This is a genomic window from Streptomyces sp. TS71-3, from assembly GCF_018327685.1.
Lineage (GTDB): Bacteria > Actinomycetota > Actinomycetes > Streptomycetales > Streptomycetaceae > Streptomyces.
In genome coordinates this window covers 2,470,122-2,489,364 of record NZ_BNEL01000001.1, presented here as the reverse complement: position 1 = coordinate 2,489,364, position 19,243 = coordinate 2,470,122, and the positions used below count along the sequence as shown (strand labels likewise).

Below are 19,243 nucleotides of genomic sequence, written 5' to 3'. Positions count from 1 at the left end.
CGTCCGTAGCCGGACCCTCGCGTCCAGAAAGGCATCCTGCCCCCACCTGCGGCGGGAACGCCAATCCGGCACCCCTGAGAGTCACACGAAAAGCGCCACAGCCCCGAAACGGTGACGCTCTGCTCGCTCCCCCTGCGGGGTGCCTCCCGGGTACCGAATGCCCTCCCCCGGCTCGTCTACGGACCTGACATGTCCCTCGATACCGGTGAAAATGCGCAGGCCCGGGTGATTGTTGCCCGCAACCATAGAACCCTCCGGCGTCAGCGTGTCTCCGACGCGCCGGTGGTGAGTTCGGTCACTGTGAAGCCCCGGTGGCCGCCGCGGCGTCCGGAGCAGGTGCCGTGGCGGTCGCGCCGGCCGCCTTGGCGGCGCTGCTGACGGCCCCGGCGACGGAGGACGCGACCTTGTCGTTGAAGACGCTGGGGATGATGTAGTTCGGGTTGAGCTCGTCCTCGCTGACCACGTCGGCCAGGGCGGTGGCGGCGGCGAGCATCATCTCCGTGTTGACCGTGGTCGACTGCGCGTCGAGGAGGCCGCGGAAGACGCCGGGGAAGACCAGGACGTTGTTGATCTGGTTGGGGAAGTCGGAGCGGCCGGTGGCGACAACTGCCGCGGTCTGCCGGGCGATTGCCGGGTCGACCTCCGGGTCCGGGTTCGCCAGCGCGAAGACGATCGCGCCGTCCGCCATGGAGGCGACGTCCTCGCCGGCGAGGACGTTCGGCGCGGAGACGCCGATGAACACGTCGGCGCCGCGCACGGCGTCCTTGAGCGTGCCGGTGACGCCCTCGGGGTTGGTGTTGTCGGCGATCCAACGCAGCGCGGCGGCCTGGCCGTAGTCGGTGGCGCCGCCGTTGAGGTCGTCGCGGCCGGCGTGCACGACGCCGTGGATGTCGGCGACGACGGCCTGCTTGACGCCCGCCGCGATCAGGAGCTTCAGGATCGCGGTGCCGGCGGCGCCGGCGCCGGACATCACCACGCGGACGTCGCCGATCGCCTTGCCGACCACCCGCAGGGCGTTGGTGAGCGCGGCGAGCACCACGATGGCCGTGCCGTGCTGGTCGTCGTGGAAGACCGGGATGTCGACGGCCTCGCGCAGCCGTGCCTCGATCTCGAAGCAGCGGGGCGCGGAGATGTCCTCCAGGTTGATCCCGGCGAAGCCGGGGGCGATGGCCTTGACGATGGACACGATCTCGTCGGTGTCCTGGGTGTCCAGGCAGATCGGCCACGCGTCGATGCCGGCGAACCGCTTGAAGAGGGCCGCCTTGCCCTCCATCACCGGAAGCGCCGCCTTGGGGCCGATGTTGCCGAGGCCGAGCACCGCGGAGCCGTCCGTGACCACGGCGACGGAGTTGCGCTTGATGGTGAGCCTGCGGGCGTCCTCGGGGTTCTCCGCGATGGCCATGCAGACGCGCGCCACGCCCGGGGTGTACACCATGGACAGGTCGTCGCGGTTGCGGATCGGGTGCTTGGAGGCCATCTCGATCTTGCCGCCGAGGTGCATCAGGAACGTACGGTCGGAGACCTTGCCCAGGACGACGCCCTCGATGGTGCGCAGCTTGCCCACGATCTCGTCGGCGTGCGCGGTCGAGCTGGCGGCGATGGTGACGTCGATGCGCAGCTTCTCGTGTCCCGACGCCGTGACGTCGAGACCGGTGACCGAGCCGCCTGAGGACTCCACCACCGTGGTGAGCTGGGAGACCGCGGTGCCGCTCGCGGGCACTTCCAGCCGGACCGTCATCGAGTAGGAGACGCTGGGCGCCGTTGCCATGGCCGACTTCCTCTGCTTTCCCTTGTTCGCGTGCGCGCGGCCCGTGAATCGGTTGCCGTGATTCGTGCCGATGTTCGTATCTCTCACGGGAGCGCCATCCGATAGTCGCACCTACCGCCGGGTATGTGGTAACCCGCCTGGGGTGGTGCACGGGGAGTTCCCGCACTGTTCGCCATTGTTCTGGAAACAGGATTCCACCATACGAGAAGCTTCCGGGAGCCGGGCCTCTGCTCCGGCCGGGAGCAGAGGCTCTCCGGTGAAATCCGGTGTGCAGCGCAAGGTATACGGTGCGGGGCCCCGGAGAGAACAGAAAGCCCTTACGGGGGAGCGCGGACGTCGCCCGGGGGGCGACCGGGGACCACGCGAAACGGGAAGAGGCCCACGCCAAACAGGGCGCGGGCCTCTCCACTCACCATGTGCCGTCTGGTGAAGTCTGGTGACACCGACCCGCCATGCTCGCCTCGCGGCAAGTGGTCGCTCGAAGCGACTATGGTTGGGCCCGGGGGCTTGGATCGAGCCGGTGCCACGTCCACGGTAACAAACGATCCCTGCAAGGCAATTCCAGACGCTGCCGCGTCTGTGTGAGCCGAGGTGCGGTACCCCTCACGGTTGGTGTACGGCCACCGCGCCCCGCGCCCCGCGCCCCGCGCCCCGCGAAGAGACTGCACCTTCTGCCCGGCGGCGGGCTCTCCGCTCCGTCGTGGCTGTCGCGCAGTTCCCCGCGCCCCTTTCACACCCAGCCTCTGCCTCGGGCACCTGCCGGGCAGACACTGCCCCTTCCGGCCGGCGGCGGACTCTCGGCCCCGTCGTGGCTGAGCGCGCAGTTCCCCGCGCCCCTGATAGGGCGCGAAGCGCCCATGAAGGGGGCGCGGGGAACTGCGCGAGCAACCACCCACCCACCGACGATCCGGCAACAACCGAAGCCACCCCCTCCAGCCGGGCGACCGGGGCGCAGCCCCGCACCAAAGGGGCGCGGGGAACTGCGCGAGCAACCACCCACCCACCGAGGGTCCGGCAACAACCGAAGCCACCCCTTCAGGCAGGGGATCGGGGCGCAGCCCCGGACAGGAAGGGGCTCCGGCGAACCGCAGGGTCACTCTCGGAGGAGGTCCGGGACTCCTGCCGCGTCAGGGGTGTCGCGGTCCGTGGAGACCACCGTGAGCTGCTGCGTGGCGCGGGTCAGCGCCACGTACAGGACCCGCAGCCCCGCAGGCCCCTCATCCGCGATCTCCGCGGGCGAGACGACCACCGTCGCGTCGTACTCCAGCCCCTTGGCCTCCAGGCTGCCGAGGGCCACCACGCGGTCGCCCAGGCCCTCCAGCCAGCGCGCGGCCTCCTCGCGGCGGTGCATCGCGGCCACCACGCCGACCGTGCCGTCCACCTCCGCCAGCAGCCGGGCGGCCTCCTCGCGCACCGCCCCCGCGAGGCCCCGCGCGCCGCCGGCGGCCACGGCGAACCGGGGCCGCACCCCGGTGGCCCGTACCGCGGTCGGCGCCATGGCGCCCGGCATGGCGAGGGCGAGCACCTGCGCGGCGAGTTCGGCGATCTCGGCGGGGTTGCGGTAGTTGACGGTGAGCGTGAAGCGGCGGCGCGGCCGGCCGCCCAGGGCCTCGTCGCGTGCGGCTGCGGCCTCGTCCGGGTCGGACCACGAGGACTGCGCCGGGTCGCCGACGATCGTCCAGGTGGCGTGCCGGCCGCGGCGGCCGATCATGCGCCACTGCATCGGCGTGACGTCCTGCGCCTCGTCGACGATGACGTGCGCGTACTCGACGCGCTCCCTCGCCAGCCGCTCGGCACGCTCGCGGGTGCTCTCGCCGTTCGACCACCCTGTCGGCATCAGCTCGTCCAGGCCGCTGAGCTGGTCGAGCGGATCCAGCTCGCGGCTGCGCGCGGGGCGGGCCGGGGCGCCGAGGACCGCCTGGAGCTCGTCGAGCAGCGCCACGTCGTGCACGGAGAGGCCGTCGCGGGTCAGCGAGCGGGCCAGCCTGCGGACCTCGCCCTGGTTCAGGACGCGCCGCGAGGCGCGGCCGAGGCGCTTCTCGTCGGCCATCGCCGCCAGCACGCCGCGCGGCGTCAGCTCGGGCCACCAGGCGTCCAGGAAGGCGATGAAGTCGTCCTCCGAGGTGATGTCCTCGTCGAACGACGCGCGCAGTTCGGCCGCGAGCTCCGGGTCGTCGTGCCGGCCCGCGGCGCCGGACTTCGCCCACAGCGCGTCCAGCAGGAGCCTGCGGGCGCGCGGGCGCAGCAGGTTGACGGGGGCGGTGCCGCCGAGGGCCGTGCGGCGGACCTCGGCCAGCTCGTCGGCGTCCAGCTCCACGCGGCGGCCGAAGGCGACCACGCGCAGCCGCGCGGGCGTGCCGCCAGGGTGCAGGTCCAGGGCGCCGCGCGCGGCCTTGCGGAGCACCTTCAGCATGCGCGTGGAGCCCTTGACCCGGGCCACCGCGGGCGTGTCGTAGAGGGTCGCCTCGACGCCGTCGACCAGCGAGCCCACCGCGCGGATCGCGACCTGCCCCTCCTCGCCGAGGGCCGGCAGGACGCCCTCCGTGTAGGCGACGAGCAGCGGGGTCGGGGAGACCACGAGGATGCCGCCGGCGTAGCGCCGGCGGTCCTGGTAGAGCAGGTAGGCGGCCCGGTGCAGGGCGACCGCGGTCTTGCCGGTGCCGGGGCCGCCCTCGACCTGGGTCACCGAGGCGGCGGGGGCGCGGATCACCATGTCCTGCTCGGCCTGGATGGAGGCCACGATGTCGTGCATCGTGTGGCTTCTGGCCCGCCCCAGCGCGGCCATCAGGGCGCCGTCGCCGACCACCGGGAGCTCGTGGCCCCCGGCGTCGTACGCGGTCAGCTCCGGCCGCATCAGGTCGTCCTCCACGCCCAGCACGCGGCGGCCCTTGGAGCGGATCACCCTGCGGCGCACCACGCGGCCCGGGTCGACCGGCGTGGCGCGGTAGAACGGCGCCGCGGCCGGGGCGCGCCAGTCGATGACGAGCGGGCTGTAGTCGGCGTCCAGCACGCCGAGCCGGCCGATGTGCAGGGTCTCGGCGATGTCCGCGCAGGCGCGGGTGCCCGAGGCGCCGGACTCGTCGCGCTGCGTGCGGACCGCGCCGTCGGCCGGCTCCAGGGCCGTGTAGGCGCCGTCCGGGCCCTTCTGGCCGTCCTTGCCCTGGAGCAGGTCGATGCGGCCGAACAGGAAGTCCTCGAACTCGTTGTTCAGCCGGTTCAGGTGGATGCCGGCGCGGAACACCTGTGCGTCCCGCTCGGCGAGCGCACCCGGCGTGCCGACCTTGCCGCGCTCGGCGGCGTCCTTCATCAGGAACTCCGCCTCGTCGATCTTCTCTTCCAGGCGGCGGTAGACCCGGTCGAGGTGCCGCTGCTCCACGGCGACCTCGGCCTCGCGGACGGAGTCGGCGGAGCCGGCCGTGGGGCCGGCTCCGGCCGCGGGAACGGGTGCGGCGGTGGCCGCGGGCGCGGCATCGGACCCGCGCTCGGGTCCCGGACCCGGTCCCTGTGCGGGCACGGGGCGTGCGGGCTGTGCGGCGGATGGATCGACGGCTTCCTGCGCGGCCACCGAAACCCCCTTCTGACGTGCTGGGCAGCCGTCTACCGTACGCGAAACGGGACCGTTGCGCGCGGGGGCCCTGGTCGGGCCGGTTTGCCGGTGCGCGTGTGGGCGTTGTCGTCGGCGTACGGGGGCCGGGGGGGGACGGGGTCGCCCGATGCCCCTTTCGCGCGCTGCCGCGCCCGCCTCGGAGGGGCGGTTTCTGTCATTTTCCGGACCACCTGCCGGTGGCTGGTTGCTCGCGCAGTTCCCCGCGCCCCTATCGGGGCGCAGCCCAGCCCCTGGGCGGGGCTGCGCCCCGGCCCACTCAGGGGCGCGGGGAACTGCGCGACAAGCCACGACTGGGGGCACCTCCCACGCCCTTCAGGCAGTGGGGGACGTCAGGTCGCCACCGGCCCGAAGGGGCAATCTCTGTCGCATCCCGACCACCGGCAGGTGGACGTACGCGGAGACCGCTGTGGTGGGTGGCAACCCGACTGCCTCGTCGTAATCGACCGCAGTCCTCTCGGGGCGCAGCCCCTGCCACTCAGGGGCGCGGGGAACTGCGCGAGCGACCACCCACCCACGGCCTGTCCGGAGACGACGGAATCCGGCCCTCCCGGCCGGTGGCCCCCGCCCGGGGGTCAGGACGGATGCGGTGCCCGGACCGTCACGAGGTGCTTGCCGTCCAGGGTGTGGACCTCGAAGTGGTCGATGCGGTTGAGGTCGAAGGCGGCCGTGCCGCGTACGTAGAGCGGGAGCTTGCCCGCCGGCTCCTTGCTGTCGGGGATGCCGTAGCCGAAGTACGGCACCGTCCAGGAGGTCATGGTCTGGCGGCTGCCGTCCTCGCCGACCGCGTCGAGGGAGCACGTCTGGGGGCCCTTGACGTTCTTCAGCTCCATCACGGTGTCCGTGCCCCACGGGGTCTTCTGGAGGCCCAGCGTGGCGCTGACCTTCGTCGACGCGTCGGTCGCGTGGGCCTTCTCGGGCATGGCCGCCAGCGCGACGCTCTCCGGCTGCCGCGGCTGCCCGGCGTCCTCGCCGCCGCTCAGGCCGAGTGCCGCCAGCGGCCCCGCGATGATCAGCGCCGCCGCGCCCGACACCAGGAACCGGGCCCGCCTGCGCCGGCGCCCGCGCTCTGCGGCGACCTCCCCCATGAGCCGGTCCGCGAGCCGGTGGCTCGGGGCGGCCGGCGGGCGGCGGCGGGCGGCCCCGGCCCGGCGACCGGATGCGGGCTGCTCGGGCCGTGCGGGCTGCTCGGGCCGTGCCGGCTCCTGCACCGGGGCGGGCGGCTCCGCCGGCGCGGGGGCGTCGGGGGCGTCCGGGAGGTCGGCGAGGGCCGCCAGGACCGGGCCCAGGCCGACCAGTTCCTCCAGCTGCTCCGCGCACCGCTCGCAGCCCGCGAGGTGCTCCTCGAAGGCGCTCGCCTCCGCCGGCTCCAGCAGGCCGAGGGCATACGCCCCGACCGTCTCGTGCACGTCGTCGATGGGCGGGGACGCGCCCGGTTCACCGGGTCCGTGTGCGCTCATGACGTCACCCCCCGTTCCTCCAGCGCGAGCTTCAGCGAACGCAGTGCGTAGAACACCCTGGAGCGGACGGTGCCGCCCGGGACGCCCAGCACCTCGGCGGCCTCGTTGACCGTCCGCCCCTTGAAATAGGTCTCGACCAGCACATCGCGGTGTGCCGGGGTGAGGTCCCCGAGCGCGTCCGAGAGTGTCATCAGCCACAGCGCCCTGTCGATCTCGTCGTCCGCGGGGACCACCTCCAGCGGCGTGGGATCGACCTCCTGCGGCCGGGCCTGCCGGCTGCGGTGCCCGTCGATGACGATGCGCCGGGCGACGGTCACCAGCCAGGGCCGGACCGAACCCGTGGCCCGGTGCAGCTGTCCCGCGTTCTTCCAGGCCCGTATCAGCGTCTCCTGGACGACGTCCTCGGCGCGCTGGCGGTCCCCCGCCACCAGCCGCAGCACGTATCCGAACAGCGGGCCCGCGTGCTCCTGGTACAGGGCGCGCATCAGCTCCTCGTCGGGCCCCGCCGCCGGCAGCGGAACGCCGTCGTACTCACCGCGCCCCTGCGGGGCCCGCGGATCCGGCGGGTGGGCGGGAGCGGGCACGCGGGCGCCGCCCCGGCCCTCGGCGCGGCCCGGGGAGGGAACCGCCCCGGGCGCCCGGGCGCCGGGCATGCCGGGCGCCCCGGCCTGGTTCGGCGGGGTCGGTGGGCTGTGCGGGCGTTCGTCGGCCACGACCAGATCCTTGCGCACCCACGCCTCCGATGTCCCGTGGCCCTGCCATCCCACAGCTCATACGCACGGGACCTGGGGTCTGTTCAGCACAGTTCGACACCGGTCGGCACCGATCGCCGCGCTTCGGCTACTTGGAGTGCTAGGGGGTGTTCGGTGGGTGTTTGATCCGGTGCCGTGGGCGACGCGGGGCGCGCGAAACGGGGCTCGGATCGCCTTCCCTGGCTCCGTTGTGTGCTGCAACTCACAACTCCGGGGACGGCCGCGGCAGCGATCCGGCGGACCCTTGCACGCTGTGCGCGACACCGGAGCCGGCCGGTGAGCCGACGGTACGATCAGTGGCGCTCACGGGAAGGTGCCATGGCAGCGGATTCGACCAGCGGTACGGGAGCGGGGCGGACGCGGCGCCGCGGTGCCGCCCTGGAGGACGCGATCCTGCGCGCCGCCGCCGACGAGCTCTCGGAGTCCGGGTACGCCGGGCTCACGATGGACAGGGTCGCCGCCCGCGCCGGCACCAACAAGAACGCCATCTACCGCCGCTGGCCGGGCCGCCTGCCCCTCGGCATCGCCGCCTACCGCCGGCTGGCCACCGCGGTACGGCCGCCCGACACCGGCGAGCTGCGCGAGGACGCCCTGGAGCTGCTGCGCCGGGCGAACCGGCACTGGGGCTCTCCGCTCGGCGGGATCCTGCGCGAGCTGTTCGCCGCGGCCGGCGGGGCGGCGGAACTCGTCGCGCGACTGCCGGACCAGTCACCGGACGCGGCGGCGGCCCCCTGGCTGACCGTGCTGGGACGCGCGGTCGCGCGCGGCGAGGCCTCGCCCGAGGCGCTCCACCCCCGGGTCGCGACGGTCGCCGTGGTCCTGCTGCGCAACGAGTTCGTGGTACGCGGCGTACCGAGCGCCCCCGACGACGTCCTCGTCGAGATCGTCGACGAGGTGTACCTGCCGCTGGTACGCCGCCGCGCCCCGAACGCGGACTGACGCCCGAACCCGACTGGCCGACCGCGACCCGCCGTGCGCGACCCGCACCCGGACTGACCGACCGGCCCAACCGGACGGGGCGCTACACGCGGGCCAGTGCCGCCCGCCGCCGGTGGCGGGCGACCCGCTCCCGGTTGCCGCAGGCCCCGCTGGAGCACCAGCGGCGGCGCCGGCCGCGGGAGGTGTCGAGGTAGATGAGCGGGCAGTTGTCGCCCTCGCACCGCCGCAGGCGGCTGCGGGCCGCCGGGTCGGTGAGCAGGTCGACGGCGTCCCGGGCGAGCAGGGCCAGCAGGGCGTTGCAGCCGGGGTCGGCGTGCAGGGCGCGGACGAGGGTGCCGTCGCCGCTCCGCACGGCCCGGGGCGCGGGCGGTGCCTCGCGCGCCAGCGCGTTGACGCACTCCAGGGCGCCCTGCGCGGGCCGCCCGTCCAACTCGCCCCGCACCAGGCTCCCGATGTGCCCGCGCAGCTCCCGGAAGGCGACCAGCCAGAGCGCGTCGGCGCCCGGCAGCACGGCGCCGCCGGGCACCGCGGCCACCGCCGCGGGCGGGACCAGGCCCTCGCCGGTGCACCAGCTCCGCAGGCGTGGGACGGAGTCCAGACGTTCGGCGGGGTGCGCGGTCGCCAGCAGATCCAGGGAGATCCGCCCGGCGTCGAACCGGAACTCGGGGGTTGCCGTGGCCGTATCAAGCGCGCCCGCTGACATGAGCCTGTCACCGCCTTGTGGGTCAGGGTGTATGGCCTCCCATCTACAGTGCCCGCCCGAGCGCCCGCCCGGAAGGCGGCGTACGGCCTGGAGAGCCACTGGACGCCACCGGCTCCCCTCCCCTTCACACGACGTTCGCGAGTTCCCGCCACACGGCGATCAGTCGGCGCTTCCGTGTGCCACCGTCACGAGACCCCGCCCCCACCGGCCGGCAGCCGCGCACGAGACGGGAGGGGACGTGGGGGGATGTGCGCGCTGGGGGTACCTCCCAGGCCCTCAAGGCACTGGGGGAGGCCGGCGCCGGGCCCACAGATCCCATCCGGACAACAGAGGGGCGCCGGACCGTGGGGGCACCTCCCAGGCCCTTGAGCGCTGGGGGAGTACATCCCCCCGCGGCCCCGCACCCACAACGAAACAGAAGGCGCCCCAGCCACAAAGGCGCTGCACACGCCAACGCACCTCGCCGCGCGAGAACAGATGGCGCCCCGAAAGGGGCGCGGGGCTCTGTCGATGTGCGGCTCCGCCGCGTGGGCGCAACCAGCCACAGCGAACCCGCACACGCCAAAGCACAGAAGCACCCCCCACCCGAGGCGCCCGGCGAACTACGCGTCCGCGTACTTCGCGTCCGTAGCCGGATCCAGCGCCAGCCGATACCCCCGCTTGACCACCGTCTGGATGAGCCGGGGCGCGCCCAGAGCCGCCCGCAGCCGGGTCATCGCCGTTTCCACCGCGTGTTCGTCGCGGCCCGCGCCGGGAAGTGCCCGGAGCAGGTCCGCCCGTCCGACCACCCACCCTGGCCGCCGGGCCAGGGCGCGCAGGAGGGCCATCCCGGCGGGCGGCACGGGGCGCAGGACGCCGTCGACCAGCACCGCGTGGCCGCGGATCTCCAGGCGGTGCCCGGCGACGGGCAGTGCCCGGACCCGGGCCGGGAGTTCCTGGCAGAGGAGCTGGACGAGCGGACCGAGCCGGAAGCGGTCGGGCTGGACGGTGTCCACGCCGTGGGCCTGCAGGGGCGTCGCGGTGACCGGCCCCACGCAGGCGGCCAGCACGTCGTGCCCGAGCGCGTCGAGCACCGCGGGCAGCATGCCCCGGTCCTCCGCGCGCCGCAGCAGCGACGCCGCGGCGGGGGCGCTGGTGAACGTGAGCGCGTCCACCCCGCGGGCGACCGTCGCGTCCAGCAGCCGGTCGACCGGCGCGAGGTCGGCGGGCGGCATCCACCGGTACACCGGCACCCCGACGACCTCCGCTCCCCCGGCCCGCAGCGACTCGACGAAGCCGGGCAGCGGCTCCCCGTGCAGCTGGACGGCGATGCGCCGCCCCTCGACGCCCTGCGCGAGCAGCCGGTCGAGCACCTCGGCCATCGACTCGGACGCCGGCGACCACTCCTCCGTCAGCCCGACGGCCCGTACCGCGCCCTTGACCTTGGGCCCGCGAGCCAGCAGTTCGACACCGCGCAGCCGGTCGAGCAGGCCCTCGCCGAGCCCCCAGCCGTCGGCGGCCTCCACCCAGCCGCGGAAGCCGATGGCGGTCGTCGCGATCACCACGTCCGGCGCGCGGTCGATCAGGTCCTTGGTGGCGGTGAGCAGGTCCGCGTCGTCGGCGAGCGGCACGATCCGCAGCGCGGGGGCGTGCAGCACGGCGGCTCCCCGGCGTTGCAGCAGCGTCCCCAGCTCCTCTGCGCGCCGGGCGGCGGTCACCCCGACGGTGAACCCGGCGAGCGGTTCGCCGGACGCACCCGCCGAACCGGCCGCCGCACCCGCGTGCTCCCGCTCCCGCCCACCGCCACCGCCCGGCCGGTCCTCCCGGTGTCCCCGGTCCTCCGGGTGTTCCCGCCGCTCCCGCTGTCCCTCGTCGTCCATGCCTCTCGTCCCGCGTCCCGTGGCTCTCGTCGACTGCGGCCCGTACCGTGGCCGGCGTCCCGCCGTGCGCGTCGAGCCTGCCAAGGAGCCGTGTCGACCCCGGATCACCATGATGTCCTGCGTGTTACGCCACCGTCGGACACCCTGCGGACACTATGCGGGTATCGGCCGCTCTTCGGGCACCTCGCGGGTGCCCGCCGCGCTCCGCCGCACGTATACGGTCCAGGTGACGCCGTAACACAGTGCGTACCCGGCGAGGAAGGCGAGGAAGGCCGCCGTGCCGGTGCCGGCGGTCTGGAAGGACTGGCGGAAGGCGAGGTTGATGCCGAGCCCGCCGGCCGCGCCGACCGCGCCGATCAGCCCCATGGCCGCCCCGGACAGCCGCCTGCCGTACGCCGCCGCGGCCTCGCCGGTCAGGCCGCGGGCCGTCGCACGCGTCCGGAAGATCGCGGGGATCATCCGGTAGGTGGCGCCGTTGCCCAGTCCGGACAGCGCGAAGAGCACGATGAAGGCCGCGGTGAACAGCGCGAGCGAGGCCCGTACGGAGGCGAGCGCGACGAGCGCGGTGGCGGCGGCCATGGCGACGAAGTTCCACAGCGTGATGCGGGCCCCGCCGTACCGGTCGGCGAGACGGCCGCCCACGGGCCGTACCAGCGAGCCGAGCAGCGGGCCGACGAAGGTGACGGACGCGGCGGCGAGCGGGGTACGGCCGAACTGCGTCTGGAGGACGAGGCCGAAGGCGAAGCTGTAGCCGATGAACGAGCCGAAGGTGCCCACGTACAGCAGCGCCATGATCCAGGTGTGCGGGTCGCGGAGGGCCTCGCGGGCGGCCCCGGTGTCGTTGCGGACCGTCGCGAGGTTGTCCATGTACCTGACCGCGCAGCCCACGGCGACCAGGATGGCCGGCAGGTAGATGCCGATCAGCAGCCGCGGCCCGCCCGCGGCGCCGATCACGGCGAGGCCGGCGAGCTGCACCACGGGCACGCCGAGGTTGCCGCCGCCCGCGTTCAGGCCCAGGGCCCAGCCCTTGCGGCGCAGCGGGAAGAAGGAGTTGATGTTGGTCATGGAGGAGGCGAAGTTGCCGCCGCCGAGCCCGCTGAGCGCCGCGCAGAGCAGGAACGTCCAGTAGGGGGTGCCGGGCCGCATCACCACGAACGCAGCGACGGCCGGTACGAGCAGCAGGGAGGCGGAGAAGACCGTCCAGTTGCGCCCGCCGAACCGCGCCACGGCGAAGGTGTACGGCACCCGGACCGCGGAGCCCACCAGGGTGGCCATGGACGCCAGGAAGAACTTGCCGGCCGGGTCGATGCCGTACTCGGGGCCCATGAAGAGCACCAGTACGGACCAGAGGGTCCACACGGAGAAGCCGATGTGCTCGCAGAGCACGGAGAACCACAGGTTCCGGCGCGCGATCCGCTCCCCCTGCGCCGCCCAGAAGGGCTCGTCCTCCGGATCCCACTCCTCGATCCAGCGGCCTCCGGTACGGCGGGGGGCCGAGCGATCCGAGGTACGGCCACCGGCCGGTGCGTCCAGCATGTTCCGCCTCCACGGTGTCGGATGGTGGTCGGAACGACGCTAGGTACGCCGGATTTCGGCGCGATGCCACGAGGTGACACCAACGGAACGTTGCACTCACGCGGGGCGGTGGCCGAGCGTGAGGGCCGCCCCTGGCCCACCTGGGGGCGCGGGGCTGTGTCGATGTCCGGCTCCGCCGCGTGGGCGCGACCAGCCACGGCGCGACCCGCGGGTCGCCACCGGCAGAAAGGGGCAGCTCCTGCCACCGCCCGGCCACCGGCCGGTGGCCGAACACGACAGAGATTGCCCCTCCCGGACAGTGACGACCTGACGGTTTCGTCGTGGCTTGTCGCGCAGTTCCCCGCGCCCCTTCCGGGGCGCGGGCCCACAGCCGCCGGACCGCGCACGCGGTCACCGCACCGGGGCTCGCCCGCGCCGTCAGGCGCGCCCCCACGCCTCCGCCAGCAGCTCGAACGACCGCACCCGATCCCCGTGGTCATGGGTGATCGTCGTCACGAGGAGCTCGTCGGCGCCGGTGGCCTCCTGGAGGCGGGCGAGGTCGTCGGCGACGTGGCCGGGGGAGCCCACGAACTGGGTCTGGAGGCGGTCGGCGACGAGCGCGCGGTCCTCGTCGGTCCAGACGTGCGCCCTGGCCTCCTCGGGCGTGGGGAAGGCGATGGCCCCCTCGCCGCTGCGGATGCTGCGCACCCAGGGCCCGTAGCCCGCCGCCAGCTCCCGCGCGGTGGCGTCGTCCTCGGCGACGACCACGTCCGCCGAGACGGCCACGTACGGCTCGTCCAGGACGGCGGAGGGCCGGAACGCGGCCCGGTACCCCTCCACCGCCTCCAGCACGGTGGCGGGGCTGACGTGGTAGTTCGCCGCGAACCGCAGCCCGTTGGCGCCGGCCGCCCGCGCGCTCTCGCCGCCGCTGCTGCCCAGGACCCACACCTGGACGTCCGCGCCCTCCCCCGGCACGACGTGCGCCTCGACGCCGTCCGGTGAGCGGTAGCGGCCGGCGAGCAGCGCGAGGACGTCGCCGAGTTGCTCGGTGTAGTCCTGCGCCTCGGCCTTCGGCTGCCGCAGCAGGGTGTGCTGGAGCGCGACCCTGGGCGAGCCGAGCAGGTGCTGGAGGGAGAAGCGGGCGGGGACGCGCAGGCCGTTCGGTGTCCGGCCGTCGACGACGGGGGTGGCGGTGGACGCGGCGGCGCGCTCCCCGGGCGGGCGGCCGCCGGAGCGGCCGAGGCCCAGGTCGAGCCGGCCCGGGTGCAGCGCGTCGATCAGGCCGAACTCCTCGACGGTGGCGAGCGCCGTGCGGTGCCCCATCTGGACCGCGCCGGAGCCGAGCCGGATCGTGGAGGTGGCGGCCGCGGTCAGCGCGAGCACGACGGCGGGCGAGGTGCCGGCCACGCCCGGGTTGAGGTGGTGCTCGGCGAACCAGTAGCGGGCGTAGCCCAGCCGTTCGGCGTGCCGTGCGAGGTCGATGGAGTTGTTCAGGGCCTCGGCGGCGGTGGAGCCCGAGCTGATCGGCACCAGGTCGAGGACCCCGAGGGGTATGGCGGACATCTGCGGTCTCCTCAGCGGTCGGCGGGCGGATCGGGCGGGACAGGCAAGACGGGCGAGACGCCCACGGCCTGGGGCGGCGGGCGCGGCACGGTGGCCCGAAACCTCACGGCGCCGCCCGCCCGGTACCGGCCCCGGCCCCGGCCGCGGGCGGCGCGCCGAGGCCCAGGTGGTCGCGGAGGGTGGCGCCCTCGTACTCCGTCCTGAACACCCCGCGTTCCTGGAGCAGCGGCACGACGGTGTCCGCGAAGGCGTCGAGGCCGCCCGGCGTGATGTGCGGGACGAGGATGAAGCCGTCGGACGCGTCGGACTGGACGAAGTCGTCGATGCTCGCGGCGACGGTGGCCGGGGAGCCCACGAAGGCCTGGCGGCCCCCGGTCTCGATGACGAGGTCGCGGATGGACCACTTGTTGGCGGCGGCCAGCTCCCGCCACTCGCGGGCGGTCCTCAGCGGGTCCCGGTACATCCGGACCTGGGCCCGGCCGCGGGCGACGGTGTGCTCGCCGGGGTCGGGGTCGATCTCGGGCAGCGGGCCTTCGGGGTCGTAGGCGGACAGGTCGCGGTTCCAGACGAACTCCAGGTGCCGGATCGCGGTGGCCCCGCTGACCTGCCGGCGGCGCACCTCGCGGGCCAGCTCGTGGGCCTCCTCGTCGGTGTCGCCGAGCACGAAGGTGGCGGCGGGCAGGACCAGCAGCTGGTCCGGGGTGCGGCCGTACCGGGCGAGGCGGCCCTTGACGTCCCGGTAGAACTCCTGGCCCTCCGCCCGCGTGCTGTACCGGCTGAAGATGGCGTCGGCGCTCGACGCGGCGAACTCGCGGCCCTCGTCGGAGTCGCCGGCCTGGAAGATCACCGGACGGCCCTGGGGACTGCGGGGCACGTTGAACCGCCCCTCGATGTCGAAGTGCGGCCCCTTGTGGACGAACGCGCCGGCGCGCGCGTCGCGCAGGAAGGTGCCGGAGGCCCGGTCGGCGACGATCTCGTCCCCCTGCCAGGAGTCGAAGAGCTCGGTCGCGGTCCGGAGGAACTCCTTGGCGCGCGAGTAGCGCTCCTCCTGCGGCAGGAACCCGCCGCGCCGGAAGTTCTCGCCGGTGAACGCGTCCCAGGAGGTCACGACGTTCCAGGCGGCGCGCCCGCCGGAGAGGTGGTCGAGGCTCGCGAACTGGCGGGCCACCTCGTAGGGCTCGTTGAACGTGGAGTTGATGGTGCCGGTCAGGCCGAGGCGGCCGGTGACGGCGGCGAGCGCGGTGAGGACGGTGAAGGTGTCGGGGCGCCCGACCACGTCCAGGTCATAGATCCTGCCGCCCTGCTCGCGGAGCCTGAGCCCCTCGGCGAGGAAGAGGAAGTCGAACCCGGCGCGCTCCGCGGTGCGGGCGAAGTGCGCGAAGGAGTCGAACGCGATGTGGCTGCCGGCGGCCGGATCGCTCCAGACGGTGGTGTTGTTGACGCCGGGGAAGTGGGCCGCGAGGTGGACCTGCTTGAGGGGCTTGCCCGGCCTGCCGGGCGTGCCCGGGGTGCCCGGACCGTCCGGGCCGCTGGAGCGGGTGTCGTTGCTGGTACTCATGGCGGTGAGTCCCTCCGGCTCAGACGGCGGCGGTGCCGGTCGTGGCGGTGGTGCCGCCGGCGGCACCGGTGGCGTAGCGGTTCTCGGGGCGGGTGAGGCCGAGCAGGCCGCGCAGCGTGTCCGCCTCGTAGCCGGTGCGGAAGGCGCCGCGGCGCTGGAGTTCCGGCACCAGGCCCCGGGTGATCGCGGGCAGGTCGTGGCGGGCGACGGCGGGCCGCAGCCGGAATCCGGTCAGGCCGGCGGCCGCGAGTTCCTGGAGGAGGTCGGCGAGCCCCGCGGGGCTGCCCGCGAAGATCCGCGCGTCGCTGGTGTACGCCTCGCCGCCGAGCGCGTCGAGCCGCGCCCGGCGGGCCTCGGCCTCGGCAGGGTCGTCGTCGAGGAAGACCACCAGATCGCCGAAGAGGTGCAGCGGCTGTCCGGCACGGCCGGCGCGGTCCTGCTCGGCGCGCACCTCGTCGACGATGGCGCGGGCGTGGCCGGCGTCCCGCGGGGTGACGTAGCCGATGTCCGCGGACGTGGCGAGCAGCCGGTACGGGACGCTGCCGTGCGCGAGGGCGCTGACGAGGGGCTGACCCTGTGGCGGCCGGGGCGTGATGGAGGGGCCCTTCACGCTGAAGAAGCGGCCCTCGAAGTCGATGTAGTGCAGCTTGTCGCGGTCGATGAAGCGCCCCGTGGCGACGTCCCTGATCTCCGCGTCGTCCTCCCAGCTGTCCCAGAGCCGCCGGACCACCTCGACGTAGTCGGCGGCCTCCGCGAACAGCTCCCCCGTGAGCCGCTGCCCCTCGGGCGTGCCGCGGTCCTGCGGGCGGCCGGGCGGGAAGGCGCGCCGGCCGAAGTGGGCGGCCACCTGCGGAAGGCGGGTGACCTGCACGCGCAGGCCGGCGCGGCCGTTGCTCACGTAGTCGAGGGTGGCTATGGCCTTGGATAGGTGGAACGGCTCCGTGTGCGTCGCCACCACGTTCGGCACCAGGCCGATGCGCGAGGTCAGCGGCGCCACCCGGGCGGCGATCAGGACGGCGTCGAGCCGGCCGCGCACCTGGTCGGTGCGGCCGTCCGGCTCGCCGGGGCGCGAGGACTGTAGGGCGAGCCCGTCCTCGAACGTCACGAAGTCGAGCAGGCCGCGCTCGGCCTCGGCCACGAGATCGGCCCAGTAGCCGGCGGTGAACAGCTCCCCGGGCCGGGAGACCGGCTCGCGCCAGGCGGCCGGGTGCCAGCCCGCCCCGTCCAGCGCGACGGCGAGGCGCAGGGCGGCGTCGGGGGCGGCGCCGGTGGGGGCCCCGGTGGGGGCCCCGGTGGGGGCGCCGGGGGCGGCACCGGTGGAGGTGCCTGAGGGGTCAGCGGGAGAAGAGGGCAGCGGAGACGGAGAGGACGCGGACACGAGGGTGCCTTCCTGATCGACCGTGCGACAGCGCCGGGCCGCGCCCGCGCTGGGCGCGCCCGAGGGCGGGGAACAGGTCAGGAACGACAGAGCGCGCCGGCGACCCGCTGGAGGTCGATGTGCGGCCGAGTGGTCAGGTGCACCGGGTGGCAGGACGCGATGACCAGGACCGGCAGGAGGACCGCGACAGGCAGGAGGACCGCGACAGGCAGGAGGACCGCCGACCGCGTGCCGGGCATGTCCTTCACCTCCGCCTCTTCCGGTAGGACGTGCGCGCCCAACGCGACGTTCACGCCGGGGCGCGACGTCCACGAGAGCCCGCGCCGGCGCGCACATCCTGCGCGCCCAGACACGTACCCACCTCGTAGCCCCCCGCAACCACGAGGCCGCGGATCCTATTCCGGCCCGCGGCTCCCCGCACGCCTACGGGCGCACCCGGGTGTCCGCGCACCACCCGCCCGAGCGCCCGGCACCGAACGGCCCAGGTGCGGGCGGCGGGGAGCACCGGGGGCGCGGATACTTTTGGCTATATATTTATCCGTACATTGTCGGATATGAGGTATCCATGCGCCTGCTGCTCGTCCACCCCAGCGCCCTGATGTACTCGGAGATCTTCCTGCGGCTGGAACCCCTCGGCCTGGAACGGGTGGCGGGCGCGGCCCGCGCCGCCGGACACGAGGTGCGCGTGATCGACCTCCAGGTGTTCCGGCACCGCGACCTGGTGAAGGAGATGGCCTCGTTCCGGCCGGAGGCGCTCGGCATCTCCCTCAACTACCTGGCCAACATCCCCGAGGCCATCGACATCGCCCGGGAGACCGAGCGGATGCTGCCGGACTGCTTCGTGTTCTTCGGCGGGCACAGCGTCTCGTTCGTCGCGGAGGAGGTGCTGAAGCAGGCGGAGGGCGCGCTCGACGCGGTCGTCAGGGGCGAGGGCGAGACGGCCGTCGTGCCGCTGCTGGAGGCGGTGCGGGACGGCGGGCTGCAGGACGTGCCCGGGATCGTCACGCCCGAGGGCCGCGGCCCGGCCCCGAAGATGCTGCACAGCATCGACGAGCCGCGCCCCGCCCGCGATCTGATGCGCCGCAGGAAGAGCTACTTCATCGGCGAGCTCGACCCGTGCGCCTCCATCGAGTTCACCCGCGGCTGCCCCTGGGACTGCTCGTTCTGCTCGGCCTGGACGTTCTACGGCCGCAGCTACCGCAAGGCGTCGGCCGAGGCCGCGGCCGAGGAGCTGGCGGGCATCCGGGAGCCGAACGTCTTCATCGTGGACGACGTGGCCTTCATCCGGCCGGAGCACGGCAACGCCATCGCCGCCGAGATCGAGCGCCGCCGGGTCCGCAAGCGGTACTACCTGGAGACCCGCAGCGACGTGCTGCTGCGCAACACCGAGGTCTTCGAGCGCTGGACCCGGCTCGGCCTGCGCTACATGTTCCTGGGCATGGAGGCGATCGACGCCGAGGGGCTCGACCTGTACCGCAAGCGGGTCAACCCGGACCAGAACTTCGAGGCGCTTGAGGTGGCCCGGAAGCTCGGCATCAACGTCGCCATCAACCTGATCGTCGATCCCGCATGGGACGAGGCGCGCTTCAAGGTCGTCCGGGACTTCGCCATGTCGGTTCCGGAGATCGTCCACCTGACGGTGATGACGCCCTATCCGGGCACGGAGATCTGGCACACCGAGTCGCGCCGGCTGACCACCCGCGACTACCGGCTCTTCGACATCCAGCACGCGGTGGTACCCACCACGCTGCCCCTGGACGAGTTCTACCGCGAGCTGGTGCGGACCCAGGCCGTCATCAACCGCAAGCACCTGGGACTGTCCACGGCGTTCGGCGCCTTGGGGGTGCTGGCCGGCAACCTGGCCCGCGGCCAGACCAACTTCGCCCGGATGCTGTGGCGCTTCAACCGCGTCTACAACCCCAAGGCCCAGCTCGCGGACCACAGCCTGCCCGTCCACTACGAGCTGCCCCTCCCCCGGCGCCTGGACGTCGACGACCGCCGCCTTCTGTACATCCACGCCCGGCCCGGGGCGCGGGAGAGCGGCGGCGAGCCGGCGCCGCAGTAGCCTTCGGCTCCCCGCAAGGCAGTAGCCCCCGGCGCCCCGAAAAGCGGTGGACCGGGGCGAGGGACCCATAGGACCGTTG

Annotated in this window: 13 protein-coding genes; 2 read left to right on the top strand and 11 right to left on the bottom strand. The window is 74.1% G+C overall.

Annotated elements, in window-relative coordinates; genetic code table 11:
* Nucleotides 1-295: 295 nt before the first annotated feature.
* The 4 genes from Sm713_RS10105 to Sm713_RS10090 form a co-directional block, all read right to left on the bottom strand.
* Complete coding sequence (locus Sm713_RS10105; RefSeq protein ID WP_212909294.1) at nucleotides 296-1,768, bottom strand: NAD-dependent malic enzyme; 1,473 nt, start codon at nucleotides 1,766-1,768, stop codon at nucleotides 296-298.
* Between the two features lie 1,093 nt (nucleotides 1,769-2,861).
* Nucleotides 2,862-5,144 (bottom strand): UvrD-helicase domain-containing protein, encoded by a 2,283-nt coding sequence (locus Sm713_RS10100; RefSeq protein ID WP_249416552.1) that lies wholly within the window; start codon nucleotides 5,142-5,144, stop codon nucleotides 2,862-2,864.
* Nucleotides 5,145-5,947: 803 nt separating this feature from the next.
* The gene (locus Sm713_RS10095) at nucleotides 5,948-6,832 is read right to left on the bottom strand and encodes a zf-HC2 domain-containing protein (protein ID WP_212909293.1); all 885 of its coding nucleotides are present in this window, start codon (nucleotides 6,830-6,832) and stop codon (nucleotides 5,948-5,950) included.
* Nucleotides 6,829-7,317: a sigma-70 family RNA polymerase sigma factor gene (locus Sm713_RS10090; protein ID WP_249416551.1), complete on the bottom strand. Its 489-nt coding sequence runs from the start codon at nucleotides 7,315-7,317 to the stop codon at nucleotides 6,829-6,831. The genes Sm713_RS10095 and Sm713_RS10090 overlap by 4 nt, the downstream gene beginning before the upstream one ends.
* Nucleotides 7,318-7,902: 585 nt before the next feature.
* Between Sm713_RS10090 and Sm713_RS10085 the strand changes: the two genes are divergently transcribed.
* Nucleotides 7,903-8,523, top strand: coding sequence for a TetR/AcrR family transcriptional regulator (locus Sm713_RS10085; RefSeq protein ID WP_212909292.1), 621 nt, complete (start codon nucleotides 7,903-7,905; stop codon nucleotides 8,521-8,523).
* Nucleotides 8,524-8,605: 82 nt separating this feature from the next.
* Here the strand turns inward: Sm713_RS10085 and Sm713_RS10080 are convergent, their stop codons facing one another.
* From Sm713_RS10080 to Sm713_RS10050, 7 genes are all read right to left on the bottom strand, one after another.
* Nucleotides 8,606-9,226, bottom strand: a complete 621-nt coding sequence (locus Sm713_RS10080) for an ABATE domain-containing protein (protein WP_212909291.1) — start codon at nucleotides 9,224-9,226, stop codon at nucleotides 8,606-8,608.
* A 602-nt stretch (nucleotides 9,227-9,828) separates the two neighbouring features.
* Complete coding sequence (locus Sm713_RS10075; RefSeq protein ID WP_212909290.1) at nucleotides 9,829-11,085, bottom strand: uroporphyrinogen-III synthase; 1,257 nt, start codon at nucleotides 11,083-11,085, stop codon at nucleotides 9,829-9,831.
* Between the two features lie 153 nt (nucleotides 11,086-11,238).
* Nucleotides 11,239-12,621: an MFS transporter gene (locus Sm713_RS10070; protein WP_212909289.1), complete on the bottom strand. Its 1,383-nt coding sequence runs from the start codon at nucleotides 12,619-12,621 to the stop codon at nucleotides 11,239-11,241.
* A 417-nt stretch (nucleotides 12,622-13,038) separates the two neighbouring features.
* Nucleotides 13,039-14,163, bottom strand: coding sequence for an LLM class flavin-dependent oxidoreductase (locus Sm713_RS10065; RefSeq protein WP_212909288.1), 1,125 nt, complete (start codon nucleotides 14,161-14,163; stop codon nucleotides 13,039-13,041).
* 103 nt (nucleotides 14,164-14,266) lie between these two features.
* Entirely contained in the window at nucleotides 14,267-15,721 is a 1,455-nt protein-coding gene (locus Sm713_RS10060; protein WP_212909287.1) for an NtaA/DmoA family FMN-dependent monooxygenase, read from the bottom strand.
* Nucleotides 15,722-15,740: 19 nt separating this feature from the next.
* On the bottom strand, nucleotides 15,741-16,967 hold the full coding sequence (locus tag Sm713_RS10055; RefSeq protein ID WP_212911910.1) for an LLM class flavin-dependent oxidoreductase: 1,227 nt from the start codon (nucleotides 16,965-16,967) through the stop codon (nucleotides 15,741-15,743).
* A 209-nt stretch (nucleotides 16,968-17,176) separates the two neighbouring features.
* Nucleotides 17,177-17,338 (bottom strand): putative leader peptide, encoded by a 162-nt coding sequence (locus Sm713_RS10050; protein ID WP_212909286.1) that lies wholly within the window; start codon nucleotides 17,336-17,338, stop codon nucleotides 17,177-17,179.
* Nucleotides 17,339-17,664: 326 nt separating this feature from the next.
* Between Sm713_RS10050 and hpnR the strand changes: the two genes are divergently transcribed.
* On the top strand, nucleotides 17,665-19,164 hold the full coding sequence (gene hpnR / locus Sm713_RS10045; protein ID WP_212909285.1) for a hopanoid C-3 methylase HpnR: 1,500 nt from the start codon (nucleotides 17,665-17,667) through the stop codon (nucleotides 19,162-19,164).
* Nucleotides 19,165-19,243: the final 79 nt, after the last annotated feature.